The 21843-nt window shown below is 58.2% G+C and carries 18 protein-coding genes; 12 read left to right on the top strand and 6 right to left on the bottom strand.

Annotated elements, in window-relative coordinates; genetic code table 11:
- Positions 1 to 1038 (top strand): GGDEF domain-containing protein (locus WCG50_RS06925; RefSeq protein ID WP_336898855.1); only part of this gene is annotated, 1038 nt, incomplete at its 5' end.
- Here WCG50_RS06925 and mrdA read toward each other — a convergent pair.
- From mrdA to WCG50_RS06945, 4 genes are read right to left on the bottom strand one after another with little or no spacing between them, the layout of a single operon-like run.
- Positions 1025 to 3064 (bottom strand): penicillin-binding protein 2, encoded by a 2040-nt coding sequence (mrdA, locus tag WCG50_RS06930; RefSeq protein ID WP_336898856.1) that lies wholly within the window; start codon positions 3062 to 3064, stop codon positions 1025 to 1027. The two genes, WCG50_RS06925 and mrdA, sit on opposite strands and share 14 nt — an antisense overlap.
- 3 nt (positions 3065 to 3067) lie before the next feature.
- A complete protein-coding gene (mreD, locus tag WCG50_RS06935; RefSeq protein ID WP_336898857.1) occupies positions 3068 to 3598 on the bottom strand; it encodes a rod shape-determining protein MreD in 531 nt (176 codons plus the stop codon).
- The gene (mreC, locus tag WCG50_RS06940) at positions 3595 to 4515 is read right to left on the bottom strand and encodes a rod shape-determining protein MreC (protein ID WP_336898858.1); all 921 of its coding nucleotides are present in this window, start codon (positions 4513 to 4515) and stop codon (positions 3595 to 3597) included. Before mreC ends, mreD begins: the two co-directional genes overlap by 4 nt.
- Positions 4516 to 4530: 15 nt before the next feature.
- Positions 4531 to 5574, bottom strand: a complete 1044-nt coding sequence (locus WCG50_RS06945; protein WP_336898859.1) for a rod shape-determining protein — start codon at positions 5572 to 5574, stop codon at positions 4531 to 4533.
- 202 nt (positions 5575 to 5776) lie between these two features.
- Here WCG50_RS06945 and gatC point away from each other — a divergent pair, with 202 nt between their 5' ends.
- The 3 genes from gatC to gatB are packed head-to-tail and all read left to right on the top strand — an operon-like array spanning position 5777 to position 9075.
- Complete coding sequence (gene gatC, locus WCG50_RS06950) at positions 5777 to 6076, top strand: Asp-tRNA(Asn)/Glu-tRNA(Gln) amidotransferase subunit GatC (protein ID WP_336898860.1); 300 nt, start codon at positions 5777 to 5779, stop codon at positions 6074 to 6076.
- 3 nt (positions 6077 to 6079) lie between these two features.
- Positions 6080 to 7564 carry an Asp-tRNA(Asn)/Glu-tRNA(Gln) amidotransferase subunit GatA gene (gene gatA, locus WCG50_RS06955; protein ID WP_336898861.1) on the top strand — a complete coding sequence of 495 codons (1485 nt, stop codon included), beginning with the start codon at positions 6080 to 6082 and terminating at the stop codon, positions 7562 to 7564.
- Positions 7565 to 7566: 2 nt separating this feature from the next.
- Positions 7567 to 9075 carry an Asp-tRNA(Asn)/Glu-tRNA(Gln) amidotransferase subunit GatB gene (gatB, locus tag WCG50_RS06960; RefSeq protein ID WP_336898862.1) on the top strand — a complete coding sequence of 503 codons (1509 nt, stop codon included), beginning with the start codon at positions 7567 to 7569 and terminating at the stop codon, positions 9073 to 9075.
- A 21-nt stretch (positions 9076 to 9096) separates the two neighbouring features.
- On the opposite strand, the gene WCG50_RS06965 is transcribed toward gatB, so the two are convergent.
- Positions 9097 to 9795 carry a DUF4124 domain-containing protein gene (locus tag WCG50_RS06965; protein WP_336898863.1) on the bottom strand — a complete coding sequence of 233 codons (699 nt, stop codon included), beginning with the start codon at positions 9793 to 9795 and terminating at the stop codon, positions 9097 to 9099.
- Between the two features lie 2 nt (positions 9796 to 9797).
- The gene (gene pyrE, locus WCG50_RS06970; RefSeq protein WP_336898864.1) at positions 9798 to 10508 is read right to left on the bottom strand and encodes an orotate phosphoribosyltransferase; all 711 of its coding nucleotides are present in this window, start codon (positions 10506 to 10508) and stop codon (positions 9798 to 9800) included.
- On the opposite strand from pyrE, the gene WCG50_RS06975 reads away from it, so the two are divergent.
- The 8 genes from WCG50_RS06975 to WCG50_RS07010 all read left to right on the top strand — a co-directional run bounded on the left by WCG50_RS06975 (position 10507) and on the right by WCG50_RS07010 (position 21811).
- On the top strand, positions 10507 to 11304 hold the full coding sequence (locus WCG50_RS06975; protein WP_336898865.1) for an exodeoxyribonuclease III: 798 nt from the start codon (positions 10507 to 10509) through the stop codon (positions 11302 to 11304). The two genes, pyrE and WCG50_RS06975, sit on opposite strands and share 2 nt — an antisense overlap.
- A 57-nt stretch (positions 11305 to 11361) precedes the next feature.
- Positions 11362 to 12000 (top strand): MBL fold metallo-hydrolase, encoded by a 639-nt coding sequence (locus WCG50_RS06980; RefSeq protein WP_336898866.1) that lies wholly within the window; start codon positions 11362 to 11364, stop codon positions 11998 to 12000.
- 171 nt (positions 12001 to 12171) lie between these two features.
- Positions 12172 to 14925, top strand: a complete 2754-nt coding sequence (locus WCG50_RS06985; RefSeq protein ID WP_336898867.1) for a bifunctional glycoside hydrolase 114/ polysaccharide deacetylase family protein — start codon at positions 12172 to 12174, stop codon at positions 14923 to 14925.
- Entirely contained in the window at positions 14888 to 15778 is an 891-nt protein-coding gene (locus WCG50_RS06990; RefSeq protein WP_336898868.1) for a hypothetical protein, read from the top strand. Before WCG50_RS06985 ends, WCG50_RS06990 begins: the two co-directional genes overlap by 38 nt.
- Positions 15775 to 18837, top strand: a complete 3063-nt coding sequence (locus WCG50_RS06995) for a tetratricopeptide repeat protein (protein ID WP_336898869.1) — start codon at positions 15775 to 15777, stop codon at positions 18835 to 18837. Before WCG50_RS06990 ends, WCG50_RS06995 begins: the two co-directional genes overlap by 4 nt.
- 12 nt (positions 18838 to 18849) lie before the next feature.
- Positions 18850 to 19401, top strand: a complete 552-nt coding sequence (locus WCG50_RS07000) for a penicillin-binding protein activator LpoB (RefSeq protein ID WP_336898870.1) — start codon at positions 18850 to 18852, stop codon at positions 19399 to 19401.
- 6 nt (positions 19402 to 19407) lie between these two features.
- Positions 19408 to 20763 (top strand): PelD GGDEF domain-containing protein, encoded by a 1356-nt coding sequence (locus WCG50_RS07005; RefSeq protein WP_336898871.1) that lies wholly within the window; start codon positions 19408 to 19410, stop codon positions 20761 to 20763.
- 7 nt (positions 20764 to 20770) lie between these two features.
- Positions 20771 to 21811, top strand: coding sequence for a hypothetical protein (locus WCG50_RS07010; protein ID WP_336898872.1), 1041 nt, complete (start codon positions 20771 to 20773; stop codon positions 21809 to 21811).
- Positions 21812 to 21843: the final 32 nt, after the last annotated feature.

The following is a 21843-nucleotide window of genomic DNA, read 5'->3' on the forward strand; positions in this document are numbered from 1 at the left end:
AAAAAGTTGGAGACAAATTTGCGATACAAAGAAACAAAAGAGCAGAGCGCCGAATTGTTGCGTCGCGTGCTGGCCTTGATGGGGCAGCACGATGCAGCGTTCAATCCGGTGGCATTCACGGTTTGGTATGAATATGCCGCTGGCATGAATGCCCGCTTGACGCATGCCCTTGAGGCCGCCATGAAAATGCAGCCCCGCTTCACGGACGAGACGCTGGATCGGCTCTATCACACCTGTGTCGCCGATGTTGATCCGGCGGCGATGCACCGCATCAGCGGCGAGTTTCAAAAGGTGATGGTGGACATGGCGGCCAGTGCTTTGCGTACCGGAGACCAGGCTGGCGCTTTTGGGGCCCAGTTGCGGGAGTTGTCGGACGTGCTCACGACCCAGGACGCTTCTGCCCTGACACCCATGGTCAATCAGGCGCTGGCCGGTACGGCACAAATGCGAAGCACGGCCCAAGATTTTGAGCAACAGGTGCTGGTCAGTCGTAAGGAGTTGGAGCGCTTGCAGGTAGACCTGATTCGCGCCCGCGACGAAGCGGTGCTGGACCCTCTGACGCGCGTGTTGAACCGCAAGGGTTTCGATCAGCAACTGGCCTTGCTGTTGGCGGAACCTATCGGGGCGGGACTCGCGCATTGCCTGATCATGATTGACATCGACCATTTCAAGAAAGTCAACGACACCCATGGCCACGTCATGGGCGACCGTGTGATTCAGGCGCTCGGTGAGGTGTTGCGCAGCTGTGTGACGGACCCGTTGCAGTCGATGGCCCGCTACGGCGGTGAAGAATTTGCAATCTTGGTGCCGCAGAGCACGCTCGACGCCAGCCTGAGACTGGCCGAGACCGTGCGTCTGAAAACCCGGGCCATGAAAATCCGCGACCGGCGCTCCCAGGAGGTGGTGCTGACGGTCAGCGTGTCGGCCGGGGTGGCGGCGCTGCAAGCGGGCGATGATGCGCAGGCCTTTATTGAGCGCGCCGATGGGGCGCTGTACAAGTCCAAACAGACAGGGCGGGACCGCGTTACCTGCGCTTGACGAACGAGGCGGCGCCAAGGGGCACGCTGGCCGCCTGGTTCGGTGCGCTGGCGGCCTTGTCCGGCGCTCGGGCAATCTCCGGTGAGCCGGGTGGCCACGGGACATCGGCCACCGCGCGGGGCTTGCCGATCGGGGTCGTGGCCTGGGCTTTTTGCACGGCGGCAATGTCTTCCACGCTGGGGTATTGGTTCAGCAGCCAGTAATCAATCACACGGCGTGCAATGGGGGCTGAATTCTGGGCGCCAAAGCCCGCGTTTTCAACAATGATGGCGAGCGCAATCTTGGGGTCTTCCGCCGGTGCAAAGGCGGTAAACAGGGCGTGGTCGCGGTGGCGTTCATCCACTTTGGAGGCTGAGTATTTTTCGTTCGCCTTGATCTGAATCACCTGCGCGGTACCGGTCTTGCCGCCGCTGGTGTAGGCAGCACCGCGAAAACTGGACGCCGACGTGCCCTCAATATTGACGCCCACCATGGCGGCCTTGATGACCGCAATGTTCTCGGGTTTGGCGATGGCTTCACCGACCGATTGCTGCGTAGTGGTGGTCGGTGCATGCGTCAGGATGTCCATCACTTCCTTCACCAGATGCGGCTTCATCTTGACGCCGTTGTTGGCCAGCGTGGCGGTGGCCGAGGCCAGTTGCAGCATGGTGAAGTTGTTGTAACCCTGGCCAATGCCGAGCGAGATGGTTTCTCCGGCGTACCATTTTTGCTGGTCGGCGCGCTTGTAGGCTTTGCGTTTCCACTCGGTCGACGGCAGCAGGCCGCGCACCTCGCCAAAGATGTCGATGCCGGTCAGTTCGCCAAAGCCAAAGCGTTGCATTTGTTCGTGGATGGTGTCCACGCCCATGTCGTTGGCCAGCATGTAGTAGTAGGTGTCGCAGGACTGGACGATCGACGAATACATGTTGACCGAGCCGTGCCCGCCTTCTTTGTCATCGCGAAAACGGTGGTTGCCGAGGATAAAAAAGCCAGGGTCGGAAATGGTTTGTGCAGGCGTGCGGGCACCGGTCTCCAGCGCCGCCAACGCCATAAATGGTTTGTAAGTGGATCCGGGCGGATAGGTGCCGCGCAGCGCCCGGTTAAGCAGGGGTTTATCAAGTGACTCGTTAAGTTCCTGCCAACTGTCGCTGTCGATGCCTTCGACAAACAGGTTGGGATCAAAGGTGGGCTTGCTGACAAACGCCAGCACTTCGCCCGTCTTGGGGTCCATGGCGACCAGCGCCCCGCGGCGGTCACCAAACAACTCTTCCACCAGGTGCTGCAACTTGATGTCTATCGACAGTTTGACGGTGTTGCCGGGGGTGGCCGGGCTGCTGGCCAACTTGCGGGTGGCGCGGCCACCTGCTGAGGTTTCGACCGAGTCAACCCCGGTGCTGCCGTGCAACTGGGCTTCAAAACTTTGCTCGACGCCGAGCTTTCCGATGTATTCCGTGCCGCGGTAGTTGGCCTGGTCGTCGGAGTCGTCGAGTTTTTCTTTTTCAGCCGGGTTGATGCGCCCGATGTAGCCAATCACGTGGCTGGCCAGTTCGCCATAGGGGTAGTTGCGAAACAGCCGGGCCTTGATGTCCACACCGGGGAATCGGTAACGTTGCGCGGCAAACTTGGCCACTTCTTCATCGCTCAGACGTGTGCGAAGGGGCAGCGACTCAAAGCTTTTGGATTCATCCAGCAGTTTCTTGAAACGCCGCCGGTCGCGCGGCGTGATGTCCAGCACCAGCGACAAATCATCAATGGTCTGTTCCAGGCTGACGACCTTGGAAGGCGTGACTTCCAGCGTGTAGGCTGAATAGTTGGTGGCCAGCACGATGCCGTTGCGGTCCAGGATCAGGCCCCGGTTGGGCACGATGGGCACGATGGCGGTGCGGTTGTTTTCTGCCTGCTCCAGCAGGTCGTCGTGGCGCACCACCTGAAGGTAAGCCAGGCGGGCGGCGACCAGAGAAAAGCACGTGACCACGGCCACGCTGGCCACCAGCACCCTAGACCGAAACCGGGACAGGTCGGCCTCGACGTTGCGCAATTCCATCATGGCTTAGAGCGGCCGGTGGGCATCAGGGTTGGGCGTTCTGCGTTGCGGCATCAGCAGGATCACGCTGATCACCGGCCACAGCAGCGATTCAAGCAGCGGCGCCAGCAGCAGCCAGAAACCCGGGAACGAGCCCCCCGACAGCATGCGCGCACTTAACTCAATGGCGTGAGACGCCGCAAACAGGGGCAACACCTGCAAAGCTTGCGAGGGCACCGTGAACCACAACAAGCGGCGGTGAATGGCGATGGCCAAAAAGCTCAGCACCGTGTAGCTCAAGGCATGCTGGCCCAGCATGGCGCCTTGGTGCACGTCAATCAGCATGCCGAAAACAAAGGCGACACCGATGCCGATGCGCCGTGGCTGATGAATGCTCCAGAACACCAGGACCAAGGCCAAAATGTCGGGCATCCAGGCCGAACGACCCCAAAGCCCCATGTTTTGCAGCATGCACAGCCCCAGCGCCGCCAGCAGGCTGACCCAAATGAACAGAGGGTTGGCAGGCAAGAGCAGTTGATGCCCCGGGCGCATGATCATTTTTTGCCACCCTTCTTGATGGGGCCCGGTGGCGGTTCTGCCGCAGGGCGAGGGGCGATTTGAGCCGTGACCGGCTTTAGTACCATCACATGGCCGACGCCCGAGACCAGCGCCAGAGGTGTGCAGGTGATTCGCGCAAAGGCGGTGTCCACACGGCGTTCCACCTTGGCGACCCGCGCCACCGGCAAGCCCGGTGGGTACACGCCATCCACGCCGCTGGTGGTGAGCAAGTCGCCGGGCTGCACATCGGCATTGGCCGCCATAAAGCGCAACTCCAGTCCGCTGGACCGCAAGGCTGAGTCACCGAAGGCGACGCCCCGGGCACCGGTGCGGGTGTTAAGCACCGGAATCGCCTGATCGCGGTCGGTTACCAACGTCACTTCAGAGACCAGCGGGTAGACCCGCGTCACTTGACCCAGCACCCCGGTTTCATCGATCACTGGCGAGCCCGCCAACACGCCCTCAGTCAAACCCCGGTCGATGATGACTTTTCGGGTGTAAGGGTCGGCCGCGTCATACAGCACTTGCGCCGCTTGCGAGGGCGTGGTCACCCGCTCGCGCAGACTCAGGAGTTTGCGCAGGCGTGAGTTTTCGAGGATCAAACTTTCGACCTGGTTGGCACGTTGGGATTGCACATCCAACCGGAGGCGTGTGGCTTCTTCGCTGGCCTGGGAAGATTGAAGCGCATCAAGGTATTTGCCGCTGTTTTGGGCCCAGAGCACGGGGCGCAGGACTAACCATTGCACCGGGTAAAGTGCGGTTGCAAGCGCCACGCGCAAGGGCTTGGCGATTTCAAAACGCACGTCGGCCACCATCAAAAACAGGGCCAGCGCGCTGAAAAATACCAGCTTTGACAGGGCCGAGGGGCCTTGTCTGAAGAAGGAGGGAGGTGTTCCGTCCAGCGTACCTAGAGGCATCGCTGCACCTGCGCGTTATTCGCTGGTGAAAATGGAGCCCAGGCGGTCCATCCGCTCCAGCGCCATGCCGCAACCCCGCACCACGCAGGTCAAGGGGTCTTCAGCCACCAGCACCGGCAGACCGGTTTCTTCGGCCAGCAATCGGTCGAGGTCGCGCAACAAGGCGCCACCGCCGGTGAGCATCATGCCGCGGTCTGAAATGTCGGCACCCAATTCAGGGGGCGTTTGTTCCAGTGCGTTTTTAACGGCCGACACAATGTTGTTGAGCGGGTCGGTCAGGGCTTCCAGAATTTCGTTGCTGGAAATGGTGAAGCTGCGTGGCACGCCCTCGGAGAGGTTGCGACCACGGACTTCCATTTCCTTGACTTCACTGCCGGGAAACGCAGAACCAATTTTTTTCTTGATCGCTTCAGCCGTGGGCTCACCAATCAGCATGCCGTAATTGCGGCGAATGTAATTGATGATGGCCTCGTCAAACTTGTCGCCGCCAACGCGCACGCTGCCTTTGTAGACCATGCCGCCCAAAGAGATCACGCCGACTTCGGTGGTGCCGCCACCAATGTCCACCACCATCGAGCCGCTGGCTTCAGACACCGGGAGTCCGGCGCCAATGGCTGCGGCCATCGGTTCTTCAATCAGGTAGACGTCGCTGGCACCCGCGCCCAAGGCAGATTCGCGAATGGCACGGCGTTCGACCTGGGTCGATCCACAGGGCACGCAAATGATGATTCGGGGGCTGGGGCGAAAAATGCTGCGGGGGTGCACCATCTTGATGAATTGCTTGAGCATTTGCTCAGTGACGGTGAAGTCAGCAATGACGCCGTCTTTCATGGGGCGAATAGCCTCGATGTTGCCGGGGACTTTGCCCAGCATCGCCTTGGCTTCCTTGCCGACCGCTTGAATGGTTTTCTTGCCTTGCGGGCCACCTTCGTGGCGAATGGCCACAACAGAGGGCTCGTCAAGTACGATGCCCTTGTCACGAACGTAAATCAGGGTGTTGGCGGTGCCAAGGTCGATAGCCAGGTCAGTGGAAAAATACTGACGGAATGCTCCAAACATTTAAAAATCCTCTCGGGCATGGCAGGTGCTTTAACCGGCCATCGCCATATTGTCTAGTTCAAAAGTGTATGTATTTGGCAGATTCCAGCAGTTTTGCAGGCTGGAGGCCAAAGGCAGGATAATACCTTATCCCCTGTAAAAACTTTAGCCGGCAAGACCTCTGTCGAGGCCTTTTACAACCGGTTTCTATTGAAAATACGCTATGTCCTTGACTTCTGCTGACATCGCTCGCATCGCCAACCTCGCTCGTCTGGAACTCAATCCAGCCGAGGGAGCGCGCATGTTGACGCAAATTAATGGTTTTTTCGAGATGGTTGAAAAAATCCGCGCCGTGGACACCACCGGCATTGAGCCATTGGCACACCCGATGGCCACCATTCAGGACGTCGCCTTGCGCCTGCGTGAAGACCGGGTCAGCGAGCCCAACAACCGGGAAGCCAACCAGCGCAACGCCCCGGCGGTTGAAAACGGCCTGTTTCTGGTTCCCAAGGTGATTGAGTAAAAAATGACAAACAACACCCCTGCACTCCATGACCTCACCGTGGCCCAACTGGCCACCCACCTGCGCGAGCGCAAAGTCTCGGCCGTCGAGACCGCCCAGCATTTTCTGACCCGACTTCAGGCCAACGCCCCGCTCGGCGCTTTTTTGGACCTCAATGAAGAAGTGACGCTGGCCCAGGCCCGCGCCGCTGATGCGGCACTGGCCGCAGGAGCTTCTGGAACAACGGCGGCATTGCTGGGCGTGCCGATCGGGCACAAAGATATTTTTGTCACCAAAGATTTCGTCACCACGGCGGGTTCCAAAATGCTCATCGGTTACCGCTCGCCGTTTGATGCAACGGTGGTGACCAATCTGGCCCAAGCGGGCGTGGTGACGCTGGGCAAGCTCAATTGCGATGAATTTGCCATGGGCTCGGCCAACGAAAACTCGGCGTATGGCCCGGTGCAAAATCCGTGGGATCGCACCCGCACCCCCGGCGGCTCGTCTGGCGGCAGTGCTGCCGCTGTGGCAGCACGGCTGGTGCCTGCGGCCACCGGCACCGATACCGGCGGCTCGATTCGCCAGCCCGCTTCGTTTTGCGGCATCACCGGCATCAAGCCAACCTATGGCCGGGCTTCGCGTTACGGCATGGTGGCGTTTGCCTCCAGCTTGGACCAAGCCGGACCCATGGCGCGCACGGCTGAAGACTGCGCCTTGCTGCTCTCGGCGATGTGCGGCCCCGACCCGGACCGCGATTCGACCTCACTGGAGGTGCCCGTTGAAGACTTCAGCCGTTCACTGAATGAATCTATTGCAGGGCTGCGCATTGGTGTCCCCGCGGAATTCTTTGGGGAAGGTCTGGCACCAGACGTGCAAGCTGCGGTGCAAGCCGCCCTGAAGGAATACGAAAAACTGGGCGCCAAACTGGTGCCCATCACGCTGCCCCGCACCGAGTTGTCGATCCCGGTTTACTACGTGATTGCACCGGCCGAAGCGTCGAGCAACCTGAGCCGCTTTGACGGCGTCAAGTTTGGCCACCGCGCCGAGAAGTACACCGATCTGATCGATATGTACAAAAAGACCCGGGCCGAAGGTTTTGGCGACGAGGTCAAACGCCGCATCATGATTGGTGCCTACGTGTTGTCGCATGGTTATTACGACGCCTACTACCTGCAGGCACAAAAAATTCGCCGCATGATCGCCGACGATTTTCAGCAAGCTTTTCAAGTGTGCGATGTGATCGCTGGCCCTGTGGCGCCCACCGTGGCGTGGACCTTGGGCGGTCACGGCAACGATCCGTTAGCCGATTATCTGGCTGACATCTTTACCTTGCCTGCATCGCTTGCCGGTTTGCCGGGCATGAGCATACCGGTCGGGTTTGGCGCTGGCCACATGCCGGTGGGCATGCAATTGATTGGAAATTATTTACAGGAAGCCAAGCTGCTCAACGTGGCGCACCGCTTCCAGCAGGCCACTGATTGGCACACGGCCAAGCCCGAGGGATTTTGAACATGAATGCATTCGTTGAAACCAGCAATCCGGCGCGTGCCGGCCTTAAATCGCCGCTGGTGATGGGCTACGAGGTGGTGATCGGGTTTGAAACCCACGCCCAGCTCTCTACCCAATCCAAAATTTTCAGCCGCGCCGCTATCGCGTTTGGCGCTGAGCCCAACACCCAGGCCTGCCCGGTGGACCTGGCCTTGCCCGGCACCCTGCCTGTGATGAACAAGGGTGCCGTGGAGCGCGCTATTCAATTCGGCCTGGCAATTGGTGCCCATGTGGCGCCTAAAAGCATTTTTGCCCGCAAGAATTACTTTTACCCCGACCTGCCCAAGGGCTACCAGATTAGCCAGTTTGAAATTCCGGTGGTGCAGGGTGGCGAGATTGCGTTCTTTTTGGGAGACCAGAAGATGTCAGTTCGCCTGGAGCGGGCGCACCTCGAAGAAGATGCGGGCAAGTCGCTGCACGAAGACTTTGTCGGCCAGACCGGCATTGACCTGAACCGGGCTGGCACGCCCTTGCTGGAGATCGTGACCCAACCTGATATGCGCTCTAGCGCCGAGGCGGTGGCCTATGCCAAAGAGTTGCACAAAATCGTCACCTGGATTGGTATTTGCGACGGCAACATGCAAGAAGGCAGCTTTCGCTGCGATGCGAATGTGTCGGTGCGCAAACCCGGCGCGCCGTTTGGCACCCGTCGTGAGGTCAAGAATCTCAATAGTTTCAAGTTCATGCAGCAGGCCATCGACTACGAAGTGCGCTGGCAAATTGAGCAGATCGAAGACGGCCACGCGATTCAGCAAGCCACCGTGCTGTTCAACCCCGATACCGGCGAAACGCGCGCCATGCGTACCAAGGAAGATGCCGCCGACTACCGCTATTTCCCTGACCCGGATTTGCCACCGCTGGTGATTGCCGATGAATGGGTGCAACGTGTGCGCTCGGAGATGACTGAGTTGCCGCGCGTCATGGCGCAGCGGTTTGTGACTGAGTTTGGCCTCTCCGAGGTGGATGCGACGGCCTTGACGCAAAGCCGTGCCATCGCGGCGTATTTCGAGGCGACAGCCAAGGGTTGTGGTCAGCCCAAGCTGGCCAGCAACTGGATCATGGGCGAAGTGTCGCGCCGCCTCAATGCCGATGAAGTCGCTATTGATGCCTGCCCCGTGGGTGCGGTTTACCTGGCGGCCCTGATCTCACGTATTTCAGATGGCACCATTTCCAATAACGCCGCCAAACAGGTGTTTGACAAGTTGTGGTCCGAGGGCCGTGCGGACGACAAGCTGGCCTTGAGCCGCATCGACCAGATCATCGAAGCCGACGGCCTCAAGCAAATGAACGACTCGGGTGAGTTGGAAAAAATTGTGGACGATGTGTTGGCCGCCAACCCCAAAAATGTCGAGGAGTACAAGGCCGGCAATGGCAAGGCGCTCAACGCGTTGGTCGGCCAGATCATGAAGGGCAGCAAAGGCAAGGCCAACCCGCAGCAAGTCAATGACCTGCTGCGCCAAAAGTTGGGCTGAAGCGGTACCCGCCGGGGCGGCTCAGCGGGTTTTGCTGGCTGCTGGTAACGAGGGTGCCATCATGGCCCACAGCTGTTTCAGACGCACCAGTTCTTCGTCAAAACGGGCATTGACGCGTTTGAACTCGGCGTCCTGATCGGCAATAAAGCGTCCCTGCACGGCCAGGCTTTGGGTCACTTCGTCCACTTGACGGCGAAGGGAAAGTGGCGCCTTGGCCGGGTCTTTCTTGTAAAACTCCATCTCCTTGTCGATGTCGGTGCGTTGCACCAGTAATTCTTGCGCGCGGTTGATCGCAGCCTGACGAATCACCCCAATCTGTGCCAAAGCTGCGGCACGTTCCTTGTCGTGGACCGTTCTGCTGGGGTAGCGGATCAACAGTGCCCGCTCACGTCGCTTTTCTTCATTCAGGCGGGCACGTTCTTCGATGTCTGCTTTGTTTTTGGCCTCAATGTCTGCACGTTCCTGTTGGGTCAGGGTGGGGCCGACCCGGGCTCTCAACGTGCCACTGGGGTTGAGCACTTTTTGTTCGCGGTCATTGCACTCTGCAATGGGTCGGTCTGAGGTGAGCTTGCGTCCACGTGCGTCAGTGCAACTGTAAATGCCAGAGGGCTGATCCGACTGAGCGAGGGCAGAGGCGGCGACGGATAAACCAGCGATCAACAAGCCTGCGCTCATGCCTGCGTAGCTGCGTTTGATGTGAGACTGGTTGGGGTTTGTCATGGTTAACTTTCTTCGACGCCGTAACGCTGCCGGTAAGCCAGCACCCGCTGGTGGTCGCTGGCCCCGGTGCCTGTGCTGTGTTTTTCCAGATACTGCATTAAATCCGACAGTTTCGCAATCGCACAAACCTGAAGTCCCAACTGGTTCTTCACGTATTGAACGGCGCTGTGTTCAACGTCTACGCCGCCTTCAGTGGCTTTTTCTTGCCGGTCCAGCGCGATCACGACCGCGTGCGCCTTGGCTCCGGCGGCCTGAATGATGGCGATGGATTCGCGTACCGCCGTGCCGGCAGACATCACATCGTCCACGATCAATACACGGCCTTGCAGGGGCGCGCCGACCAGCGTGCCACCTTCGCCGTGGTCTTTGGCTTCCTTGCGGTTGTAGGTAAAGGGCACGTTGCGCCCCAGTCGAGCCAACTCCACGGCAAGCGCTGCCCCCAATGGAATGCCTTTGTAGGCAGGGCCAAAAATCATGTCAAATTCGAGGCCGCTTTGAATCAGGCGCTGCGCATAAAATTGCGCGAGTTTTCCGAGCTTGGCACCGTCGTCAAACAGACCGGCGTTGAAAAAGTAAGGGCTCATGCGGCCCGCCTTGGTTTTAAATTCTCCAAAGCGAAGCACACCACAATCCACCGCAAACTGCACAAAATCCTGGGCCAACGCATCTTGCGCCGGGGCTTGTCCAGTAACGGTTGCAACACTCTCTGACATGGGAACTTCCTTGTTTAAATTGACCAGCCTTAATCTCAACGGTATCCGATCCGCCACCACCAAAGGCCTGGAGGCCTGGCTGACGCAGGTCAAGCCTGATTGTATTTGCGTGCAAGAGGTTAAAGCGCAGGCGGTGGATGTGCAAGGCCGCTTTGAAGAATTGGCGGGGCTCAAGGGCTACTTTCATTTCGCTGAAAAGAAGGGCTACTCCGGTGTGGGTGTCTACTCTCGCCAAGAGCCCAGCGACGTGATCGTGGGCCACAACTCCCCCGAGTTTGATTCGGAGGGGCGTTATGTCGAATTGCGCTTTGACACCCCGACGCTTAAAAAATCCATCATCAGTTGTTACTTTCCCAGTGGCTCCTCCGGCGACGAGCGTCAGCAGGCCAAGTTCCGGTTTCTGGCCGAGTTGTACCCGCACCTGACGCAACTCAAGGCCGGGCGTGAATTCATTTTGTGTGGCGACGTGAACATCGCGCACCAGGAAATTGACTTGAAGAACTGGAAAGGCAACCGCAAAAACTCCGGCTTTTTGCCAGAAGAGCGCGCTTGGATGACGCAGTTGCTGAACGAGGCCGGGTTGGTGGACGTGTACCGGCAACTGCAACCCACCGCCACCGACGCGGCCTACACCTGGTGGAGCAACCGGGGCCAGGCCTACGCCAAGAATGTGGGCTGGCGTCTGGACTACCACCTGGCCACCCCGGCCTTGGCCGCCACGGCGCAAACTGAGTCCATCTACAAAGGCGAAAAGTTTTCAGACCACGCGCCGATCACGATTGAATACGCTATTTAATAAATAGCTACTTACGCAATGAATACGTGGGCTAGAGGCTTAAAAGACTTATAAATTATGTTGAACTACAAAACCATCCCCGTGACCGCTTTTCTGCAAAACTGCTCCCTCCTCTGGTGCGATGAGACGATGGAGGCGGCCGTCATCGACCCCGGTGGCGATCTTGATGTGCTGTTGGCTGAAGTCGATCGCTTGGGCTTGAAGCTCACTCAGATCTGGCAAACCCATGCCCATATTGACCATGCGGGTGGTACTGCCGAGTTGGCGGAAAAGCTCAGTCTGCCCATCATCGGACCGCACCCGGCAGACCAGTTCTGGATTGATGGCCTGCCCGAGCAAAGCAAGATGTTTGGGTTTCCCCATTCGGAGGCGTTCACGCCCACGCGCTGGTTGTTTGACGGCGACAAAGTCACAGTGGGCCGCTGCACGTTAGATGTGCGCCACTGTCCGGGGCACACCCCCGGCCATGTCGTGTTTCACTCTCCGGAGATCGGACGGGCTTTTGTAGGTGATGTGCTGTTTGCCGGGGCCATTGGGCGCAGTGATTTCCCCCAAGGTGACTACGACACCCTGATTGACAGCATCGTTACCCGCCTGTGGCCGATGGGCGATGAGACGGTTTTTATTTCAGGACACGGACCAGAAAGCACGTTTGGGCGCGAGCGCAAAACCAACCCGTATGTGGGTGGCACCTGAGGATCTGAGCGGTTCCAAAAAAGCGCCATGCGACCCCGGGTAAGTTTATTTCGCAAGTTTTTCATAAATCAAAAGTTTTAATGAATTTTCAATTGAATTGCTTCTAGCCTGTGTGTATCCTTTTGCTCTTGCCATGGAGTGCCCTCGTTGAAAAGTTTGTTGACAGTTTTGATGTCTTTGCTGGCCACACTGTTAGGTGTGCGGGCGATGGCCGCGCCTGCAGCGCCATTCACCGCCAGTCCGGCCGTGGCGTTTTATTACGGGGCCAATCCGCCCTGGAGTGAATTGCAGGCATTTGATCTGGTGGTGGTCGACCCCGGCCATGTGCCCGACCCGAAGCTGCCCGCCCTGACCCACACGAGGTTGGCCGCCTACGTGGCGCTGGGCGAGGTGCAGCCTTCGCGTCCCTATGCCGACAGCATTCCCAAGGCCTGGTTGCGTGGCGAAAACAAGGACTGGGGCAGCCGCCTAATCGATCAGACCCAGCCCGAGTGGCCCCGGTTTTTTACAGACAAACTCATCAAGCCCTTGTGGGACAGCGGCTACCGAACGTTTTTTCTCGATACGCTGGATTCCTACCAGTTGTTTGCCAAAACCCCTGAAGAACGAGCGCGGCAGGAAACCGGCATGGTGGCCGTGATTCAGGCCGTCAAGAAAAGCTACCCCGAGGCCCGGCTCATATTCAACCGTGGCTTTGAAATCTTGCCCCGCACCTACACCTGGGTGGAGTCGGTGGTGGCAGAGTCTCTTTTTCAAGGCTACGACGCCGGAAAAGGCCGTTACACCACGGTTTCTGAAGCTGATCGGACCTGGCTGCTGGGTCAGTTGAAGCGGGTGCGTGACGAATTTCATTTGCCAGTGATGGCGATTGATTACGTACCCTCGGCCCAACGCGACCTGGCCCGTGAAACCGCCCGGCGCATCATGGATCTGGGTATCACGCCTTGGGTTGCCACGCCGGATCTCGCCACGCTGGGGGTGGGTGCGATTGAAGTCATGCCGCGAAAAGTGCTGGTGGTGCATAGCCCCTTGCAGGATGAATATGAGTTGTCTACGATCGATTCAGCCCGTTTGATCGCAACGCCACTCAATTACCTGGGTTACTTGCCTGAGTATTTGGACCCCCATCATTTGCCAGAATATTCTCTTGCGGGGCGCTATGCCGGCGTGGTGCTTTGGCTGACCAAGGAAACAGAAGCCAGCGAGCGCCAAAAGCTGATCACATGGCTTGGGAAACAAGCCGAGGGAAAAGTACCTTTTGCACTGATCAACCCGTCAAATCTGCTGCTTGACAGCGCGCTTGGAAAAACACTGGGCTTGAAACTCAGGTATCCGCCCGCGTCGTCTACACCAGTTTCTATTGTCCAGCAGGATGCCCTCCTGGGCTTCGAGCGAGTACCCCGCCACGAGTTGGATGATTTTTTATCACTCTCTTTATCTCAGGGGCGGCCCTTGCTGACCCTCAAGCGAGGAGTTGATCAACATGTCGCTGCCGCATTGATGCCTTGGGGTGGTTACGTCATGTCGCCGTATGCCGTTGTAACTTTGCCCGGAGATGCAGGAAATAGGTGGGTGATTGATCCGTTTGGTTTTTTGCGGCAGGCTTTGCAATTGCCCGTCATGCCCGTGCCAGACGTCACTACCGAGGTCGGGCGTCGAATGCTGATGGTTCACATGGATGGCGATGGATTCATCAGTCGATCTGAATTGCCCGGCAACCCGATTGCGGGTGAAATGGTGCGTGACCGGGTTGTCAATAAGTACCCGCTGCCCATGACGATTTCGGTGATTGAAGCGGAACTATCGCCCAAGGGTTTGTACCCCAGCATGTCCAGCTTGGCCGAAAAGGTGGCGCAGGATATCTTTCGGGCGCCCAACGTGGCCCTTGCTTCGCACAGTTACTCGCATCCCTTTATTTGGCGCAAAGTGGGCTCAACAGAGGGCAGTGAAGGCTACAACCTGCGTCTGCCGGGTTACAAATTTGACCTTCAGCGGGAAATCGAAGGCTCGATTCGTTACATCGAAGAACGGCTCGCGCCCCCAGGCAAAAAGGTGGACATGTTTTTCTGGACCGGAGATTGCGTGCCTGGCAGCGATGCACTGGCGCTGACGCGCAAGCTGGGTGTGTTGAACATGAACGGCGGTGACACCGTCGCAACCCTTTCACAGCCTACCGTCACCGAGGTTGAAGGGCTGGGCCTGCCCCGTGCGGGTGGTTTTCAGGTTTTTGCCCCCAATCAGAATGAGAACGTCTATACCAATGAGTGGAAAGGGCCGTTTTATGGGTTTGAGCGCGTGATCGAGACGTTTGAATTCACAGAGTTACCGCGCCGACTCAAACCGATTGATATTTACTTTCATACCTACATCACGACCAAGCATGCGGGCATGAAATCGCTGGACAAAGTATTTGCCTATGCCCTGGCACAGGAAACAACGCCTGTATTTGTGTCCGAGTACGCCCGCAAAGTGCTTGATTTTCAACAGTTGGCCATTGCCCGAACCCCGCTGGGATGGCGGGTGCGTGGTGCAGTTGACCTGCGCACCTTGCGTTTGCCGGTTGCCATGGGTTTTCCTGATGTGCAAAAAAGCCAGGCCGTTGCAGGCTTCAGCGACGGGCAAGGTGAGCGCTACGTTCACTTAAGTGGGGATTCCGCTGAATTGGTGCTGCGCCCCACCGAGTCCACAGGGCCCCGGTTGGTATCGGCCAATGCCCGGGTGGAAAGCTTTACAGCGACCTCTGAGGGGTTGAAGTGGCAGCTTGACGGCCACGTTCCACTCAAGTTCACGCTAGCCAATGCCGAAACTTGTCGTATCCGCATTGGCGGCAAAGATATTTCCCCTGCCCGGCGTGCTGCCGGTTTGTCTTACTACGAAATCAAATCCCATGTTGCCAGACCGCTCGAAGCGATATGCCGGCATTGACGGAGCTATTCCCCGTCTTAGCCTGGCATTGAACTGGCAGCTCGCTTTGGTCGCGCTGCTGGTGCTGGCTTTGCTGGCCGTTATTTTCCCGCGTAAAGCGCTGGTTGAAAAGCTATATGCCCAGGAAACCCTGGACGATCTCACGCTGTCCTACATCCGAAACCTGTACCGGGCGGATGCCAATAATGCGGATGCCGCCATCCTGCTTACCAAGTCGCAGCAAAACGTGTTGGACATTGAGTCGATGGAAGCGCGGCTCTTGCCTTTGATCATCACGGGTGATTCACGGCAACGTACCGAAGCCAGGTTCATGATGAGTAGAGCCTATGACAAGGCGTTGGCCGCTAATCCGGATGCCTTGGAGCGAAAACGTCTCAGGGAGCAACTGACCGATATGTTGCAGAAAGCAGCCCAGGAAAAAATCCCGGAATCGCTGGCGCGCCATTTTGCGTCTTCTTCCTTTGAGTTGAGTTTGCCGGCCCTGGGACTTGAGTTCTTGCATCAAGCGCACGAAGTGATGACGGCCGTAGCCCTTGAACAATACGGTACAGATGCTCTCGCCAGAAGGCAGTACGGCTTGGCTGCCGAGTATTTTTTGATGGCGCGGGATCTGGCCGTGAACCTTGACGACTCAAGACGCTTATTCCAGAAAGGTGTGGGGGCATTGATGGCTGCCAGTCGTTTCCAGCAAGCCCTGGTGGCGGCGAACCAGCATCTGGGGAATTTGGAAAACGACTCGGTTACGCTGCGCTACCTGGCACGTACTGCCTTGGCTGCGGGCGATCCGGCGCAGGCGGCAGGCTATGCGCGCAAGTTGGTTTTCATGAATCAAAAGCCGGGGCGCGCACCATGAAAACCAAGCGACTTCTGACCGTCCTGTTTAGCGCCGTTTGTTTATCCGCGCTGGCGGTTGACATCCCTAAGGTGGGGAAGTATGACTACGCGCAGCCAACCGATTCGTCGCCTTCGCCGCAAATAGCCCAACCCGTACCTATGTCGCGAATGCCTTTCGCTACGCTGAGCCCGACTTCCCCCGGTGCGAATGAACTCGACGTGTTGCGTCCCTTCAATCAAAACGATTTTGCATTGGCATATGACGTACTGCTGGGCAGTGGTGACCTGCGACACGCCTTTAAAGTGGCGAGCCAGGCTGTGCAGCACGTGCCCAAAGACCGTGCCTGGCGGCGCAAGCTGGCCCATGTGGCCGAATGGACTCAGCGCCCAGTGGTGGCCGTCGAGCAATGGCGCGCACTGTTTCTGATGGGTGACCACTCTGACGAGACGATCACGGCGTTGATTCGCCTGGCCTCGTTACTGGAGGATCAATCTGTCGTTCTGCAAGCGTGGGCCGTTCGGGCAAAAACCACGTCACTCACTGACGCGCAGTGGGAAGATATTTTTGACCTTTACGAAAGCATCGTGGAGCCGGCCCAGGGCTCGCGTTTCTTTGAAGCGCAGTTCCAGCAAAAAGGAATTCCCTTGCTGCTGGAATACGCAGCGAGGCTGGCGGAGAACGCCGGTGAGGACGAGCGGGCCGGTGCCTTGTTTGCACAGCGGACCCCCATGGCCCCTTTTTCGATGGACATGGTGCTGCGCGCGGTAGTGATTTTGATTCGTCGGGATCACATGGCCGAGGCCCTTGTCCTGATGCAATCCCAGGAAAGTCAAGTGCCCGCCGATGCCGCGGAGTTCTGGCGACTGTTGAGCCAGATTGCCTGGGAGTTGCGTGATTACGATGCCGCGCAAGCGGCCTACCAGCGCTATACCCAGACGCAAGAGGCCACCGCGGCCGATTGGTCTCGGCTGGTATTTCTGGTAAGGCAAAAACACCCAGTGCAAGCTGCCGGGTTGGCGCTGGAGGCGTACCGACGTTATGGGGCGCTTGACCAGTTGGTGCTGGGTCTGGGTATTTACGCCGAGATCAACGACTCCCCAGCATTGGCCCGGGTTTTCAAGTCAATGAACGCCGAAGAGCGGGCCAAGGCGGAAGAAGAAGTACGGTTTTTACTGATTCGCGCCCAGTTTCAGCAGCGTCAGAAAAAGCCGGACCTGGCTTGGAATGATTTGCGCCGCGCATTGCAAAAAAATCCGGCTGACAACGAAGTCGTTTTGGCTTCGCTCTGGTTTTTGATTGATGAACAACGCGTCGTTGAATTGTCCTCGGCCCTGCAACGCTATGCGCCTCAGGCCGCCAAAGATCCGGCCTACTGGTTGGCCTTCGCGGCCGCCAACCAGGTGTTGGATCGGCACCGCATAGCGGCCACTTGGTACGCCCGGGAAATCGGGCGTGCTTCGGAAGATCCACTGGTGTTGCTCAATTACGCCGATGCACTGGAACGCAGTCAGCAGGCGGGCATGGCCGAGCGGGTACGCCTGCATGCCTGGCTGAGCCTCAAGCAAAAATTCCCACAAGCCCAGAATTTGCAAAAACTGGGAAAAAACCCGGAGTTGCTGGCCATGGTTCGACTCGCCTTGCTCAATCAGCCGGGGGACCCTGGCCTGCAGTTGGTGCGCCAGTTGTCCAGCCAGTTGAGGGGGGGCGCGACCGATCCGTCCGACGATGGCCAAACGGCAACACTGGTGCTGGGCTGGGCAATCGTCAAGGAACAATTTGCCAGCGCCCGGGCCTGGATGTGGTTGCGCTTTGCGCGCCAAAGCCAGACGGCGCCGCCCTTGTGGGCTGACTCGCAGGTGGCCTTGCAATTGGGTGAGACATCCACCATGAGCCGTTTGCTGCGCAAAAATAGCGAAGGCTTGCCTATTTACAACCGGTATGACACCGCCTATGCGCTGGGTCATGTCAAGCAAGCCCAGGACGTCGCGTTCAAGGGCATGGAAGCTCAGAACGACGATGAGTCCCTGCATGACCGTTATCGCCAGCACATTCCCCTCCAGGCCAATTACATTCAATTGCGCGCTGTCACGGAAGAGTTGGGGTCTGTAGAAAACCAGAATGTCCGTATGGGCCCGGTGGTCAGTCAAGGTCTGCAGTGGGAGACGCGGTTGGTCATTCGCCCCAAGTTGCACGTCATTCTGGGTGGCGCCCGCATGGGGCAGTCCAGCGATGAATCGAGTCCTGCGACGCCTGCTAATCCGATCGCCACGTGGGCCGCGCCGCAAGCTGATCATCTCAAGAGCGTGGAGGTTCGCTGGATGGGCGATCGAGCTGAGAGCAGTTTGACTATTTTCAGGCGTGAGGAATTGCAGGGCACCAACGGCTTGCGTATGAGTCAGAGTCTGCAATGGAACAGTCGCATCAACCTGGAAGCCGGGTTGGATTACCACACGGACTCGACCCTCAGCCTGCCCCTGCAGGTCTTTGGCTATGAAAATGCGGTGCACGCCAGCCTGAACTACACCTTGGGAAAACGGGAATACCTTCGGATTGCGCCGCGTGCCAGCCGCTACTACACCCAGTGGGGTGACTACCTCGGCAGTGGTCGCGCGCTAGACCTGGAAGCCGGGTACCGCCTTCGCACCGAGTACCCGGACTGGCGCGTGCGGGCCTTTGCCAACTACCAGCGCTCTTCGCATGAAGGTACTCTGAGCGAAGCCTCCAAAGCGGCATTGCCGCAATCGGTGCGGGATGCCATTGCCAATGATGCCTTTGATCCTGTGGCGTTTTTTATCCCTGAAGGCAGCACTAACTGGGGCGCCTGTGTCAGCATGGGGGAAAACCTGGCGGGTCAAAATATGCAGACTGTTTACAGCCGCGCCTGGCGGCCGTTTGGGGATTTTTGCCTCAGTCACAATACCGCCGGCACCGAGGGTTACACCGGCATTCTGGGCATGGCAGGATCTCTGACCGGTGAAGATCACCTGTCCGTGACCCTGCAAAAAAACAGTGAGGGGATTGTGGCTGGCAGCAGCATGACCCGCTCATTGGCGATTCGTTACCGACATTACTTTTAGGAAGACCACATCATGAAGCCACTAAAAAACCTACTGCTCGGCCTGGCTGTTCTCCTGCTGGCTGGGTGCTCAACCACCATTCAGTCCAGCGCCGACATCGAGACCCTTGATGCGCAAGCCAAGTGGGCCTTGCTGCCGTTGGCCAACAATACCGACACGCCCCAAGCTGCGCTATCGGCTGAGGCCATGCTGGAGCACCAGTTGCGTCGCCGTGGCATCAACACCTTGCAGCACTACCCCGCCCTGCTGTCGCGTGACAGTCTGTTCGAGCCGACCGAGCGCAAGATCAGTGACGATGCTCAAAAGTGGGCCCGCGAGCAAGGCGCCCGCTTTGCCGTGACCGGCAGCGTGGAGGAGTGGCGCTATAAAACCGGCATCGATGGCGAGCCGGCTGCTGGCGTTACGCTGAAAGTTATCGATCTGAGCAACGACCGCGTGGTGTGGAGTGGTTCAGGTGCCAAAAGCGGATGGAGTCGTGAAGCGCTGTCCGGCGTTGCCCAAACCTTGTTTGAGAAACTGTTGACTACGCTTCCATTGGCCAATGGCAAAGTGATCGTTCCATAATTTCCCATGACACGTTCCGATTTTTCAGGGTTCCTCAAACGGCTGACTGGGGCGCAAGTGCTGGCACCTGATCAGATTGATGCCCGTGCCAAGTGGCTGGAGGTAGCCCTCATTCCGATGTTGGCGATTGGTCTGGCCTGGCTGGCCAGTCCGGCCGACCCGATGCTGGCGTCGACCCTGTTTCCCTGGTTGTGGTTTGCGCCCGTTTTGGTGGCGTTGCGCTACGGCGTGATGCCGGGCTTGCTGGCCAGCATTCCCTTGCTGCTCAACGGCTTGCTGGCCAACCATTGGGGCTTGACGGGCAAGGATTTTGCGCCTGAGTATTTTTTTGGCGGGGGCTTGCTGGTGCTGGTGTGCGGGGAGTTCAGTGATGTCTGGCGGGATCGTAATTTGCGCATGGAGGAAACTTACCTGTATGTGACCGAGCGCTTGTCCCGGCTCACCAAACGGCACCTGCTGTTGAACCTGTCCCATGATCGACTGGAGCAGGAAATGCTGGCCCGTCCGGGTTCCTTGCGGGATGCATTGGCACGCCTGCGTTTGATTGCTATCGAGGGCAATCCCACTGCGTTGCCCATGCCGGGGGCGACTGGCTTGTTGCAGTTGCTGTCCCAGTACGTCAATATTGAATCGGCGACCCTGTACACCCTCAAGCCTCAAGGTTTGAACACGGTGCTGGGCGAGCGGGTGGCGAGCCTGGGCGAGGCCGTCGACCTTGCCCCGGATGATGAATTGCTGCTGTTGGCGATTGAGTCCTGCAGCCTGGCACACATCGCCAGCCGGGAGGTTAGTCTGGAGCGCCAGAGCCAGCACCTGGTGGTGGCACCGCTGCTGGCCGGTGACGACACCTTGGTCGGCGTGCTGGTGGTGACCCGAATGCCATTTTTCTCACTCAATGTCGAAAATCTGCAGATGATGTCGGCCATCCTGGCTTACTACGCCGACAACCTGCGGCATGCCCCGGGCGTGCACCTGCTGCAGCAGCGCTTGCCGACCATTCCAGCCTTGTTTGCTGAAGAATTTGTCCGCATGATTTTGATGCAGAAAAAAATCGGGATTCCCAGTCACATTGTGGTCATGACCTTCAATGGGCCACAGCGTGAAGAAATCCCGGGGGAGTTCTTGCGCATCAAGCGCGGTATAGACCTGTATTGGCAAACGCAGGTTAACGGCAAACCGGTGATTGCGGTGCTAATGCCGTTTGCCTCGTCATCGACCAAGGACGGTTTTTTGCTGCGTATCGAATCCTGGTTGCAAGGCCGTTTTGGTGGCAACTTTGACACCTTGGGCATTCATTTACGTGCCATCGATTTCGCTCAGGAAGACCCGCAGCAAGCGTTAGCTGGGGTCATTCTGGGATGAACGACTTATGAATGCCTTCTATTGGGCCTGGGGTGCGGTGCTGGCCGACCTCGGAATTTTTTTCAGCCCCTGGATGTTTTCCAGCAGCATCACGATTTTTGTGGGCGTTTTGACCGCGCATGCGATGGCTTGTGCGGTAGTGGCGTTCTGCTGTTATGTCTTGATGCCAGCCCGTTTTCAGCAGCCACGTGTTGTGGTGTGGTTCCTTTTGTTTGATTTCGCATTCATTGCACCCGTGATAGGCGCCCTTGGCTTGCTGTTCATGACGCGAGCCACCCTGCGCCAAACTGCCGATAGATCGTCAATAGCGGTGCCGGTCTCTGTGAGTTTGCCGGTGTACGACGTTCAGGGTAAAGACAATAGCCGCAGCGGGCAGGGCGCCATTCGGTCGCGACTGGGCGCTAATGTCCCGAGCGAGGTGCGCATGCAGTCCCTGCTCACCTTGCAGGCGGTGCCCAATCGGGTCTCCAATCCGATCCTGGAAGAGTTGCTGGGCGACAGTACCGATGACGTTCGACTGGTGGCCTTCGGCATGCTCGATGCCGAGGAAAAGAAGCTGTCCGTGCATATCCAGCATGAGCGTGAAATCCTGACCCATGCGCTGACCCCCGAGCAGCACTACGCCTGCTTGCGTCACCTAGCCGAGTTGCATTGGGAGCTGATTTACGCCTCGCTAGCCCAGGGTGAACTGCGCAACCACATCCTGGGACAGGCCCGCCAATACCTCGTCGCAGCGCTTGATCTGGGGCTGCCACCTCAATCGGGACCGATGTTCCTTAAAGGCCGCATTTTGCTGGCCCAAGGCGAGGTCGATGCTGCCGACGCCGCCATCAAGGCAGCGCTGGCCTTGGGTCAGCCGCAAATCTCGGCCTTGCCGTACCTGGCTGAAATAGCCTTCAAACGTCACGAGTTCGCCCAGGTGAAGCTGTACATGCAACAACTCGTCGAGCTCAATGTGTCCTCCAAAACACGCGCCATTGCAGATTTCTGGACCGGCCGAGACCAAGTGAGTAATTTCAGTGACCGCAGATACCTCCCCCACATCTAAACCCGTTTTCCCACGCGCTGACAGCGTGGATG

Origin of the sequence: Rhodoferax sp., from assembly GCF_037143375.1 — a bacterium.
GTDB lineage: Bacteria > Pseudomonadota > Gammaproteobacteria > Burkholderiales > Burkholderiaceae_C > Rhodoferax.

What these genes read in the sequence shown, in the direction of transcription:
- mreC (WP_336898858.1), bottom strand. Translation starts at nt 4,515, where the DNA reads ATGCCTCTAGGTACGCTGGACGGAACACCTCCCTCCTTCTTCAGACAA.
- WCG50_RS06995 (WP_336898869.1), top strand. Translation starts at nt 15,775, where the DNA reads ATGAAAACCAAGCGACTTCTGACCGTCCTGTTTAGCGCCGTTTGTTTA.
- WCG50_RS07010 (WP_336898872.1), top strand. Translation starts at nt 20,771, where the DNA reads ATGAATGCCTTCTATTGGGCCTGGGGTGCGGTGCTGGCCGACCTCGGA.
- gatA (WP_336898861.1), top strand. Translation starts at nt 6,080, where the DNA reads ATGACAAACAACACCCCTGCACTCCATGACCTCACCGTGGCCCAACTG.
- gatC (WP_336898860.1), top strand. Translation starts at nt 5,777, where the DNA reads ATGTCCTTGACTTCTGCTGACATCGCTCGCATCGCCAACCTCGCTCGT.
- WCG50_RS06985 (WP_336898867.1), top strand. Translation starts at nt 12,172, where the DNA reads ATGTCTTTGCTGGCCACACTGTTAGGTGTGCGGGCGATGGCCGCGCCT.
- WCG50_RS07005 (WP_336898871.1), top strand. Translation starts at nt 19,408, where the DNA reads ATGACACGTTCCGATTTTTCAGGGTTCCTCAAACGGCTGACTGGGGCG.
- WCG50_RS07000 (WP_336898870.1), top strand. Translation starts at nt 18,850, where the DNA reads ATGAAGCCACTAAAAAACCTACTGCTCGGCCTGGCTGTTCTCCTGCTG.
- mrdA (WP_336898856.1), bottom strand. Translation starts at nt 3,064, where the DNA reads ATGATGGAATTGCGCAACGTCGAGGCCGACCTGTCCCGGTTTCGGTCT.
- WCG50_RS06965 (WP_336898863.1), bottom strand. Translation starts at nt 9,795, where the DNA reads ATGACAAACCCCAACCAGTCTCACATCAAACGCAGCTACGCAGGCATG.
- WCG50_RS06975 (WP_336898865.1), top strand. Translation starts at nt 10,507, where the DNA reads ATGGGAACTTCCTTGTTTAAATTGACCAGCCTTAATCTCAACGGTATC.
- gatB (WP_336898862.1), top strand. Translation starts at nt 7,567, where the DNA reads ATGAATGCATTCGTTGAAACCAGCAATCCGGCGCGTGCCGGCCTTAAA.
- WCG50_RS06980 (WP_336898866.1), top strand. Translation starts at nt 11,362, where the DNA reads ATGTTGAACTACAAAACCATCCCCGTGACCGCTTTTCTGCAAAACTGC.
- pyrE (WP_336898864.1), bottom strand. Translation starts at nt 10,508, where the DNA reads ATGTCAGAGAGTGTTGCAACCGTTACTGGACAAGCCCCGGCGCAAGAT.
- WCG50_RS06945 (WP_336898859.1), bottom strand. Translation starts at nt 5,574, where the DNA reads ATGTTTGGAGCATTCCGTCAGTATTTTTCCACTGACCTGGCTATCGAC.
- WCG50_RS06990 (WP_336898868.1), top strand. Translation starts at nt 14,888, where the DNA reads ATGTTGCCAGACCGCTCGAAGCGATATGCCGGCATTGACGGAGCTATT.
- mreD (WP_336898857.1), bottom strand. Translation starts at nt 3,598, where the DNA reads ATGATCATGCGCCCGGGGCATCAACTGCTCTTGCCTGCCAACCCTCTG.